An 11,153-nucleotide genomic window follows, 5' to 3' on the forward strand; every position below is an offset into this window, starting at 1 on the left:
CTTTATTACCTTTATGCAGCTTCATGGGCCAGTAATGCAGTAGAATCCTTTAGATATCGAATCATAGACAAACGTCCCGTGGTTTTTGATACCATCCACCTAAACGCTGTGCAGCTCAAGGAAGATGAAACCTTCGTGTTTACCTATATGCCCTTTGCGGATACTTATGAAGAATTCCTGAAAAGGAGCCCCTTCCAGAACGTAAAGCTGCTTTACAAAGAGCCGGATTAGGCATTACTGAAGACACCAAGCGAGCAGACTCCATTCATTATTCTGTTATTCCATGGTTGGATTTTACCAGCTTATCTCATGCCCGTAGTTTCTCCTTCCCAGACAGTTGTCCTAAGGTGAGTTTTGGCAAAATGATCTCAGAATCAGACCGCTTGAGAATTCCCTGTGCTATTCACGTGCATCATGCGCTAATGGATGGTTTCCATGTGGGACAATTTGTAGATAAAATTCAAGAGTTTCTGAATCAAAACTGATCGTTAATCCCTGAAAGGCTTTAGCATTTTTACCTATCTTTATCAAAAATTGCGACACTACAATTGATCGTTAAAAGCAGCGTTTGGGGTCAAACGGGAATTCGTTCCTGTATCGTTTTGGGTTTGTTGTTGTTGATCTTCGGATCGATGCAGGCTCAGGATAGCTTCTGCGCTGATTTTAAAGACGGCAGGTTCTACATTCCCCCCACTGAGGAATTGCCTGTTTCCTACATGATCACACGTCAAGGAGAATCCTTAGTAGAAACGGTGGACAGCGCGCCAAAAGGGCTGCTTCCAGAAAATGCTGAAAACCCCAAATACGGTATCATCAAGTGGATCAATTCCTGTTCTTACAGAATTTGGTTTGACGACTCAAAAGGTCCTTTGGATGAAGTGCAGCAAATGATTAATCGCAACAATGGAGTTCTTATTGAATTTCTGAGCGTAGACGGTAACTGCGTGAATTACAGGGGAACCTTGGAAAAGCCAGATGAGATTGTCACCTTTTTGGGACAACAATGTAAGTATTAACCGCGTTTCATTTCAGTATGCTTTTTAGGTCATTCTTAGTGGCTTTCCTGTTGAGCCTATCAGGCTTTGCCCAAGAATGTCCAAATTTGACCTTACCCACAGCAGGAGCTACCAATGTGCCCGTTGATACTGCAATTTCGTGGGAAGAGGTTGTTGGAGTAACCGGTTATGTAGTCTCCTTAGGAACTACTCCGGGAGGCGGTGAGATCGTCTCTAATCAACCGGTTGGCTCCGTGACTACTTACAATCCGCCTTTAGGCTTACCGGAGTCTACAACCATCTATGTGACCATAACGCTTTTCTTCTTTGATCAGCCAGACATTATTTGTGATGCCATCCCGTTTACTACGCGCAACGAGGTTAATCCACCGACCTGTACTAACCTGAACTCACCCTTGGACGGTGATACAGGGGTTAATGTAGGAACTAACTTAAGTTGGAATTACGCTCCTAGAGCTACAGGATACCGTCTCACCATTGGAACTGCGCCGGGTCTTGGAGATATTGAATTGAATTTAGACGTTGGTAATACCTTAACCTATAACCCACCAGCAGATTTCCCTGCAGGCACTGAGATCTTTGTGGAGATCGTGCCCTATAATGAAAACGGAATTGCAACGATCTGTAATGAAGAATCCTTCATTACAGGCTCTTTAGGTGAACCTCCTGGATGTACCATGCTGATCAACCCTGTTGACGGACAATTCAATGTAGCGCTCTCACCCTTATTGGAATGGGAACCTGTGCCTGGAGCAACAGGCTATTTGCTGTATATAGGCCGATCTCCTTTTGAGAATGATGTGGTGGATGGAGCCATCTTTACCACTACCTCTACTTTTGTGTTCAATTTTGAACCCAACAACACCTATTTTGTCCGTATTATTCCGTTTAACGACGCAGGACAAGCTATAGATTGTCTACAAGAGTCGTTTTCTACCATTTTGGGTTGTGGACCTTTCTTTGATGAAGAGACCGGAGAGCTCGTTGTATTGAATCCAGAGATCAGCTTTCCAGACAGTATTGGAATTTGTTTGGGTGATATCCCTCGAGTGGTTACCGCAACAGACCCTGCGGATGGATACCGCTGGTATCGCGTTACGGAATCCGGGGACTTATTGCTGATCTCAGAAACAGAAACTGTGGAACTTGAAGAAACGGGCAATTATGTCTATGAAGCTTACGTGACCACTGACGATGGCCAAGGCTCCCTTTTGGAATGTGCAAGCTCTTCTGAGTTTACCGTGGTAGCTTCTCAAGAAGCGCAGATCGATGAGTTCTTTATTCGTCAATTTGGGGATTTCTTTAATGTGGAGACCGTGGTTTCTGGTATTGGTGATTACGAGTTTGCCTTGGACATTGATGGGCCCTATCAGGATTCCCCAGAATTCAATGGGCTTACAGAGGGCAACTACATTTTGTACATCCGTGACAAAAACGGCTGCGGTATTGTAGAGCGCCCATTTAGATTGTTGTTCCCACCAACTGGATTTCCACCTTATTTCTCCCCTAACGGAGATGGTGTGAATGATCTGTGGAACTATATCGCGCCTCGTGTGGATCCTTTACCATTAAGAGACATATACATTTACGATCGCTATGGCAAGCTCTTGGCCCGCATCAATCCTAACGGCCGTGGCTGGGACGGAATTTACCGCGGCAACCCTTTGCCATCATCAGGTTATTGGTATCGTGCTGAAACTTTTGACAATCAAGTTTTTAGAGGATATTTCTCCTTAGTTAGATAAAGGTTATTTCTTTTTCACCCACTCGGAATTTGGCAAATAAAGCCGTAAATTTGAGTAAAAATTGCCATGAAGATCGTACTTCTGTTAGGCGTTTTCATTATGTGGGCAACTCAACCCTTACTGATTGACTTTGGAACCCAGGGCAATAACCAAGATTGGTTTGCTCTCAACGATGGGGTTATGGGCGGTATGTCCAGCGGAAGATTAAACTACACCCCAACTAGTTTCGTGTTTGAAGGCCAAGTGTCTTTGGAGAACAATGGAGGATTTGCCTCAGCAAGAGGTCCTTTTGAAGCCTTGGACCTCTCTGGGTTTAGCACGGTGATTATTAAATACCGCTCTACGGGAATGGACTTTGCCCTAACTCTGAATAACAGCCGATTGTGGTATCGTCCCAATTACAAAACTTCCCTACCAGAGACCGATGGACAATGGAAAACCATCACTTTGGATCTAAATGATTTTATGGAGTACCGCGTGGGTAAAGCCACTGGAAATGCAATAAGCCCGCGTGTGCTGGAAAAGATCATTCGCCTCGGACTTATCTCTGATGAAAAACGGGCTGGAATCTATCGTATTGAGGTTGATTTCATAAAGTTTAGTTAGCGTGTCGCCAGCTGAGTATCCCAATTATCCCGAACTTATAGCACTCAAGTCTTTTGTAACAAAGCACCGCATTCAAGTGCATAAACTTTTAGAGGTCGACGCATTCATACCAGACCACACGGTCGTGTCCTTTACTATGGCAGATAAAAGCATTAACCTGTATTTGGATGATGAATACCGCGATCTTCAAATCGACAATCCCTTACTACATATAGCCTGTTGTTTGGATCATTTAGAAGTTGTGGATGATTCTGATGATTACCTGCAATGGTGTAATGAAATGGGTTATGAGCCGGCAATGGCCAAGTTGTTGGATCATTACAAAGTCTTAGTGGCATATAATGATAGCATCCGCAGCTGTTTTGCAAATCACAAAATAGAATCTTTTGTAAATTCGCTAGACTTTCAACTCAATCAACGGGCAGCACAAGCCTTAAGAGCAAATGATTTCACCCTCTGATGTGTTACGATATTAAAGCCAGTCTTGAATCTCAATTAAAACGTGCCAAACGCAACAATGACGTGGCCGCGATCTTGGAAATTGAGCAAAAGTTGGCACCTTACACAGACTTGCCGGCACATCATAAAAGCGGTTTTGCACATCCTAAATTACTCATCTATACGGCTCAGGATCCTTTTAAACCCATTATTGCGCATTGGGGCTTGATCCCTCATTGGGTTAAGGATAGCGTGTTAAAGAACAAACTTTGGAACTCAACTATTAACGCTCGTGGGGAGACCATAGCAGAGAAACCTTCATTTAGGGATGCTTTTAAAAGTAAACGATGTTTGGTTTATGTGGATGGGTTCTTTGAACATCACCACCAAGACGGGGAAGCCTATCCGTTCTTTATCTACAACCCAGACCAATCTCCCATATGTATGGCCGGTCTTTGGAGCGAATGGACGGACCGACAAAGCGGAGAGGTATGGACCAGTTTTAGTTTGGTGACCACTAAGGCCAATGCTATGATGGCTAAAATCCACAATAACCCCAAAGCTAAAGAAGCGCGGATGCCTGTCCTACTCAATGAAAAGGAGGCTGAAGTCTGGTTGCACGCAGACCCCCGAAATCCGGAGCAAAAAGAAACCTTAGATGGATTGATAAGACCATGGAAAGAAGGTGAATTAAACGCACATCCTGTGGCGAAGCTCCGCGGAAAAAGCTATCCTGGAAATGTTCCAGAAATTACAGAACCATTTCAATATGAAGCCTTAAATTTGGCACTATGAACAAGAGCATTTGGACCTTAATATCACTTTTCTTAATTGTTTTAGCGAGCTGTAAAGAGCAAACAGAAACGCCTACTGCTACTGCTAAAATTGAAGAGGCGCCTGCGGAACGCGCCATCATTAGAGGCTTTAGTGTTAAGGATTCGTCTGGAGTTATGGTCAAAGACGCCTTACAGGCCTTGCAAACCATGATCTATGGAGATCAGGGCAATGAGTTGGCCAATTTGTTCTACAACAGGGATGGAAGCATTGCTTGGGAAGACCAATTCACTTACAACGACGAAGGACAAAAATCAGGCTCTCGTTATTTTGAGAAAGGTGAACTCAAGATCACTTACAAATACGATCTAGACGATCAAGGCCGTCGTGTAGGCTTCCGCGCACACGACGCCGCTACAGGTGTTGAGATGTATCGCGGTTTTTCCAAATATGAGAATGATGGGAAGACGCGTATTGATGGTACCGCTCCTGGGCCCAATGCCATAGTGCAATGGAACTATGAGTATCAGTTTGATGAGCGGGGTGAAGAAACGGCTTATGTTTTCATCGATCCCAGTGGAAATCGCTTTCCAAGTAGTTATGAAGTTCGTACACGAGATGATCAAGGCCGATGGACCTCCAGAGCGGTAATCTCAGAAGGTGTGATCAAAGCCATAGAGACACGCACTTTTGAAAAGCTGGACCCTCAGCAGTAATGTTCATACTGAGTTCACGACCCAATACACAGAGATTCCAAACGCTATGAAAAAATATCTGTTAAGTGTTTCCTTCTTTTTGTTTTTACCACTGTTTGTACAGGCTCAAAATAGCGGCAAAGGTCCCGACGCTGTTTTAGGTCGCTATTGGACCCCAACTAAGAACGCAAAAATAGAGATCTACAAAGAAGGGAATCAATACTACGGCAAGACAGTTTGGACAGAAAGAGCGGGTCGAGATACTTTAAATCCCGATCCCAAAAAACGCAATCAATCGCTTTTAGGTTTGGTTTTCTTGACTGATTTCTCATACGACGATGGAAAATATGTCGACGGGAAAATATACGACCCACAAAACGGAAACATCTACTCCTGTAAAATGTGGTTAGAACCAGACGGTGATCTCAAAGCTCGCGGCTATATTGGCATCTCTCTTTTTGGTCGTACAGAAGTCTTTGAGCGCATCAAAGAATAGTCTCAAATTTGCGCAAATTCGCGCAAACGTTTTCGGTAATTTTTACTGGTAATTAGGCCTTTAGGGATACCATTTCAGGTGTCTTATGTTTATCTTTACAGCCAACCAAACCAGTAAATCACTTCTGATGAACCAAAGTCGTGTAATTATTGAAAACATATACCCACAATTAGAAGGCGGAACTTACGCCATCAAAAGCATCGTGGGTGAATACCTCCCCGTTACAGCAACGGTAGTTGGCGATGGACATGATGTCATTGCTTGCAGCCTGCTTTTCAAACATCAATCGGAACGCAAATGGAGCGAAGTCCGCATGCAACCGACAGGAAATGACGGCTGGGCAGCTGGCTTCCATACCGCAAAGCAAGGAGGCTATCAATATAAAATCCAAGCTTGGGTAGATCACGCCTTGAATTGGCAGCACGGGATTGAACGTAAAATTGATGACAATCAGCACGTCAATTCAGAGTTGTTAGAAGGTGCTGAGTACTTAGAAGAAATCCACAAGGCTGCGAATGCAACTGAGAAAAAGTATTTGAAAGAGCTTATTGAAGCCTTTAAAGATCCCAATCAGTACGAAAAAGCAGAGGCAGCATCTCGATCTGAAGAATTGCATCAAATCTTTGTAAAGTACCCAATCAAAAGTGTAGTCAATGAATCTGCGGCATTGGAAGCTTATGCAGATCGTGAGAAAGCTCGCTTTAGTACCTGGTATGAGTTCTTCCCGCGTTCTGCGGCTCGTGAGGAAGGTCAACACGGAACCTTTAAAGATTGTGAAGCCCTATTGCCAAGAGTGGCAAAAATGGGCTTTGATGTTTTATACTTCCCTCCTGTTCATCCCATTGGGCGCGTAAATCGTAAGGGGAAAAACAACAGTACAGAAGCCTTAGACGGCGATGTAGGTTCTCCTTGGGGAATCGGAGCTGAAGAAGGCGGACACAAAAGCCTGCACCCTGATCTGGGTAATGAAGCAGACTTTAAGTCATTGGTAGACAAAGCAAAAGAATTAGGAATTGAAGTGGCAATGGATTTTGCGCTTCAAGCAGCTCCAGACCATCCTTGGGTTAAGTCAAACCCAGAATGGTTTAAATGGCGTCCCGACGGAACAGTGCAGTACGCTGAAAATCCGCCTAAAAAATATCAAGACATCCTCCCAATTTATTTTGAGAGTACCGATTGGAAGAACCTTTGGCAAGAAATGTTGAATTGTGCCTTGTATTGGGTGAAAGAATTCGGCATTCGCATCTTTAGAGTGGATAACCCACACACTAAGCCTTTTTATTTCTGGGGATGGTTGATGGCAGAGGTCAAGAAGAAATATCCAGACGTATTGTTTCTCTCTGAGGCCTTTACGCGTCCAGCGGTCATGCATCAATTGGCCAAACAAGGATTTAGTCAATCCTATACCTATTTCACTTGGAGAAACAGCAAACAAGAACTGATCGAATACGTAGAGGAACTCACTAAGACCGATCAGAAATACTTCTTTAGACCCAACTTCTGGCCCAATACGCCCGACATTAACCCTTGGGCACTACAAGGAGGAAACGAAGCCATTCATTTGAGCCGCTATTTCTTAGCAGCTACCTTGAGCTCCAATACTGGACTTTACGGCCCTGTTTATGAGTATATGGTGAGCGATGCAGTTCCTGGAAAAGAGGAATATTGGGATTCTGAAAAATACCAATTGCGCCACTGGAATTGGGAAGCTGAAAACAAACTCACTACGCTGATCAGCAAGATCAATCACATCAGACACGAAAACGCGTCTTTACAGCAAACCAATAACATTCAGTTCTTGGGTGTAGAGAACGATCAGCTTTTGGCGTATTTCAAAAGCGATGTGGATGGAGAGAACCAAACCTTAATGGTGGTTAACTTAGATCCTTACTATCCGCAAAGCGGTTGGGTGGAATTGCCTCTAGAGGCTATGGGCATTCAAGAAGGACAAGCCGTCACAGTACACGATCTCATTACGGAAAGCAGCTATATCTGGGACAAACGCTGGAATTTTGTCGAGCTGCACCCGGCACTACCCTTTCACTTGTTTAAAATCAAAAAGTAATGGCTAAGGGCAAATCAACTGTGAAGAGCACAACCAACTTTAATGTTGCTTGGGAAGCCCTCATGGACGACCCAGGTTTTGTGAAAATGTTCCTCTCAGAGGTATTGGAGCGTTATATTGTTCAACAGCGTTGGTACGGCGGTAAATCCAGCCGATTGAAATATATAGACCTGCAGGAGTATTTCAGGATTGAACAACACGGTGAGGTCTATTACGGGTTGATCCTGGAGATCAATTTTGAAGAAGCCTTTTATCAGCACTACTTCTTACCGATTGCCTTTGTGACCGATGAGAATTTTGCCAAGGAAGATCGGATCATGAACTTGAGCATTCAAGGGAATGAAGGGTTCCTCATTGATGCTGTTAACTTAGAGGCATTTAGAAAGTTGGTCTTTGAACGCATCCTGCATGCAAAAGCTGGCGAGGAAGAGCGCGTCAAATATCACCGTGGTGAATCCTTTGTAGAAACAGCCTATGAGTCCTCTCGATTTATGGGGATGGAGCAATCCAACACTTCCATTATCATTAACGAACGCTTGGTGATCAAGTTCTTTAGACGCATCTATGCTAATAAGAATCCGGATTATGAAATGTCCCGATTCCTATCAGATAAAAAAGGATTTAAAAATACGCCGAGCTATCAGGGAAGTATCAATATCATTGATTCCGACAAATTAGTCATCACCATTGCATTAATGCAAGGCTTAGTACCCAATCAGGGAGATGCTTGGGAATACATGCTGGGCAAACTCAAAGGCGTCTTTGATAATTTAGGACACAAAAACATTAAGATCAATGCACTTCCACATACCGAGATGTTTGAGCGCCTCACCATAGCTGATGTACCTCCACAGATCATTGACTGGGCAGGTTTGAGTATCTTTTTAGAACTTCAACAGCTAGCCAAAAGGACCGCAGAAATGCATATTGCTTTGGGCTCTGAATTTGAGGAAACTGCTTTTGCTCCAGAACGCTTTAATGGCGATTATGAGGTTTGGCTTAAAAACCGATTGCTCTATCAGTTTCAAAATCGTTTGAACACCTTAGAGAACAATTTGCATAAGTTGGATGGCTTGGCCCTGGAGCTTGCACAAGATTTCCTCGACAATAAGAACGAGATCAGAAAACGCTTTTTAACCTTTAATTGGACCAAACTCAAAGGAGAGCGCCTGCGGGTGCACGGCGATTATCATTTGGGTCAGGTATTGGTTCAAAACGGAGACTTCTTCATTTTAGATTTTGAAGGAGAACCGGAAAGCACGATTCGAGATAGAAAGGTCAAGCAACCACCTCTTAAGGATGTTGCAGGATTGTTCCGATCTTTTCACTACGCGATCTATGCGACCATCTTTAATGAAGGTGAACAGTTCCCTTATGAGCAAAAAGAGCTTTTTGCTGCTGGGGAATTGCTGTATCGCTATATGATCGGGGTGTTTTTAAATACCTATACGGATGTGATCCGCAACGCGAATATCAACATCGGTTACAACCAAGAACGCGTATTTATGCTCAAGTACGCCATGTTAGAAAAGGCCGTTTATGAGCTCGGCTATGAAATGAACGCGCGTCCGCGTTGGGCTGTGATCCCACTAGAAGGAATCGCATCAATAATGAATGAAAACTAAATCAAGACCATGTCTAATAAGGTAATTGCTCACAGTTTTTTTAGTGATTTTGATATTGACCTCTTCAAAGGTGGAAAGCACTTTAAGCTTTATGAAAAGTTTGGTGCCCATATCACGGAGGTCGATGGTGTCCAAGGCGTATACTTTGCCGTTTGGGCGCCTGCCGCTAAGGCGGTCTCTGTGATTGGAGATTTTAACTATTGGTTGGAAGGCGAACATCCGCTGAACATACGTTGGGATTCTTCTGGTATTTGGGAAGGCTTTATTCCCGGAGTTCAAAAAGGAGCCAAATACAAGTATAAGATCCACAGCAATCACAACGATATTAAGACCGAAAAGGCCGATCCTTTTGCCTTTAGAACAGAGCATCCGCCTAAAACAGCTTCTATTGTTTGGGACGCTCCCTACAAATGGAAGGATAGCTCTTGGCTCAAAGAAAGACCTAAGCACAATGCTTTGGATAAACCTTTTTCTGTTTATGAGGTGCATTTGGGTTCTTGGATGCGCAATACTGCTGAGGACCGACCGCTAACCTATATTGAGCTGGCTACTGAACTGGTTGCCTATGTGAAGAAAATGCAATTCACGCATGTGGAGTTCATGCCGATCATGGAATATCCTTATGATCCTTCTTGGGGATACCAACTAACCGGCTACTTCTCACCTACTTCTCGTTTTGGAAAACCAGAAGATTTAAAATATTTGATCGATGCCCTGCACGCAGAAGGCATTGGTGTGATCTTGGACTGGGTTCCTTCTCACTTTCCTGAAGACGCGCATGGTTTGGGACTCTTTGACGGAACACACGTTTATGAGCATCCGGACCGTAAAAAGGGATACCATCCAGACTGGAAGAGTTTGATCTTTAACTACGGACGTAATGAGGTTCGCGCCTTTTTGATCAGTAATGCCTTGTTTTGGCTGGATCACTACCACGCAGACGGCTTGCGTGTAGACGCAGTAGCCTCCATGCTTTATTTAGATTATTCCCGTGAAGACGGTGAATGGGAACCCAACCAATTTGGTGGGCGTGAGAATTTAGACGCGATCTCATTCTTTAAAGAACTCAATGAAGCCGTTTACGGTGAATTCCCAGGAGTACAAACCATAGCGGAAGAATCCACGAGCTTCCCGATGGTGTCCAAGCCGACTTTTTTAGGCGGACTTGGCTTTGGTATGAAGTGGATGATGGGTTGGATGCACGATACCTTGGAGTACTTCAAAAAAGAACCGATCTACCGCAAGCACCACCAAAACGACATTACTTTTAGTCTGACTTACGCCTTTACGGAGAACTTTATGCTGCCGCTGAGCCATGATGAAGTGGTTTACGGTAAGAAGTCCATCTTGGATCGTATGCCCGGGGATACTTGGCAGCGCTTTGCAAATTTGCGTTTGCTATACGGATGCATGTTTACTCACCCTGGATCCAAATTACTCTTTATGGGTGGCGAATTTGGCCAATGGGCAGAATGGGACTTTAGCGGCAGCTTGGACTGGCATCTTACTGAGCATGCCGATCACAAAAACATGCAGAATTACGTAGCAGCCCTAAACGGACTCTACAGAAAAGAAAAAGCTTTACACGAAAAGCAATTTAGTGCCGATGGCTATGAGTGGATTGACTATACGGATAGTGAAAACTCAGTGATGGCCTACATTCGCAAAGGAAATGACCCTAAGGATGATTTGA

11 protein-coding genes and 1 pseudogene are annotated in these 11,153 nt (G+C 44.0%); all 12 read left to right on the top strand.

The window, feature by feature from the left end; genetic code table 11:
• Positions 1-231 (top strand): annotated as a pseudogene (locus ACSLP7_RS01800) (hypothetical protein); the annotation flags it as partial.
• 32 nt (positions 232-263) lie between these two features.
• Positions 264-485 (top strand): CatA-like O-acetyltransferase, encoded by a 222-nt coding sequence (locus tag ACSLP7_RS01805; RefSeq protein ID WP_435577734.1) that lies wholly within the window; start codon positions 264-266, stop codon positions 483-485.
• A gap of 63 nt (positions 486-548) precedes the next feature.
• Positions 549-1,016, top strand: coding sequence for a hypothetical protein (locus ACSLP7_RS01810; RefSeq protein ID WP_435577724.1), 468 nt, complete (start codon positions 549-551; stop codon positions 1,014-1,016).
• Between the two features lie 38 nt (positions 1,017-1,054).
• Entirely contained in the window at positions 1,055-2,761 is a 1,707-nt protein-coding gene (locus ACSLP7_RS01815; protein ID WP_435577725.1) for a T9SS type B sorting domain-containing protein, read from the top strand.
• A gap of 66 nt (positions 2,762-2,827) precedes the next feature.
• On the top strand, positions 2,828-3,367 hold the full coding sequence (locus ACSLP7_RS01820; RefSeq protein WP_435577726.1) for a CIA30 family protein: 540 nt from the start codon (positions 2,828-2,830) through the stop codon (positions 3,365-3,367).
• A 1-nt stretch (position 3,368) separates the two neighbouring features.
• Entirely contained in the window at positions 3,369-3,827 is a 459-nt protein-coding gene (locus ACSLP7_RS01825) for a hypothetical protein (RefSeq protein WP_435577727.1), read from the top strand.
• Positions 3,827-4,600 carry an SOS response-associated peptidase gene (locus ACSLP7_RS01830; protein WP_435577728.1) on the top strand — a complete coding sequence of 258 codons (774 nt, stop codon included), beginning with the start codon at positions 3,827-3,829 and terminating at the stop codon, positions 4,598-4,600. Before ACSLP7_RS01825 ends, ACSLP7_RS01830 begins: the two co-directional genes overlap by 1 nt.
• The gene (locus ACSLP7_RS01835) at positions 4,597-5,295 is read left to right on the top strand and encodes a hypothetical protein (RefSeq protein WP_435577729.1); all 699 of its coding nucleotides are present in this window, start codon (positions 4,597-4,599) and stop codon (positions 5,293-5,295) included. Before ACSLP7_RS01830 ends, ACSLP7_RS01835 begins: the two co-directional genes overlap by 4 nt.
• A gap of 46 nt (positions 5,296-5,341) precedes the next feature.
• The gene (locus ACSLP7_RS01840) at positions 5,342-5,770 is read left to right on the top strand and encodes a DUF2147 domain-containing protein (protein WP_435577730.1); all 429 of its coding nucleotides are present in this window, start codon (positions 5,342-5,344) and stop codon (positions 5,768-5,770) included.
• 127 nt (positions 5,771-5,897) lie between these two features.
• Positions 5,898-7,835: an alpha-1,4-glucan--maltose-1-phosphate maltosyltransferase gene (locus tag ACSLP7_RS01845; RefSeq protein WP_435577731.1), complete on the top strand. Its 1,938-nt coding sequence runs from the start codon at positions 5,898-5,900 to the stop codon at positions 7,833-7,835.
• Positions 7,835-9,460, top strand: a complete 1,626-nt coding sequence (locus ACSLP7_RS01850; RefSeq protein WP_435577732.1) for a trehalose synthase — start codon at positions 7,835-7,837, stop codon at positions 9,458-9,460. Before ACSLP7_RS01845 ends, ACSLP7_RS01850 begins: the two co-directional genes overlap by 1 nt.
• Positions 9,461-9,469: 9 nt before the next feature.
• The coding region (glgB, locus tag ACSLP7_RS01855; protein WP_435577733.1) for a 1,4-alpha-glucan branching protein GlgB at positions 9,470-11,153 on the top strand (1,684 nt) is incomplete at its 3' end.

Origin of the sequence: Gilvibacter sp. (assembly GCF_965601605.1) — a bacterium.
Lineage (GTDB): Bacteria > Bacteroidota > Bacteroidia > Flavobacteriales > Flavobacteriaceae > Gilvibacter.

Excerpts from the sequence above, each read along its gene's own strand:
- ACSLP7_RS01850 (WP_435577732.1), top strand. The coding sequence starts at position 7,835 with ATGGCTAAGGGCAAATCAACTGTGAAGAGCACAACCAACTTTAATGTT.
- ACSLP7_RS01820 (WP_435577726.1), top strand. The coding sequence starts at position 2,828 with ATGAAGATCGTACTTCTGTTAGGCGTTTTCATTATGTGGGCAACTCAA.
- ACSLP7_RS01835 (WP_435577729.1), top strand. The coding sequence starts at position 4,597 with ATGAACAAGAGCATTTGGACCTTAATATCACTTTTCTTAATTGTTTTA.
- ACSLP7_RS01845 (WP_435577731.1), top strand. The coding sequence starts at position 5,898 with ATGAACCAAAGTCGTGTAATTATTGAAAACATATACCCACAATTAGAA.
- ACSLP7_RS01840 (WP_435577730.1), top strand. The coding sequence starts at position 5,342 with ATGAAAAAATATCTGTTAAGTGTTTCCTTCTTTTTGTTTTTACCACTG.
- ACSLP7_RS01830 (WP_435577728.1), top strand. The coding sequence starts at position 3,827 with ATGTGTTACGATATTAAAGCCAGTCTTGAATCTCAATTAAAACGTGCC.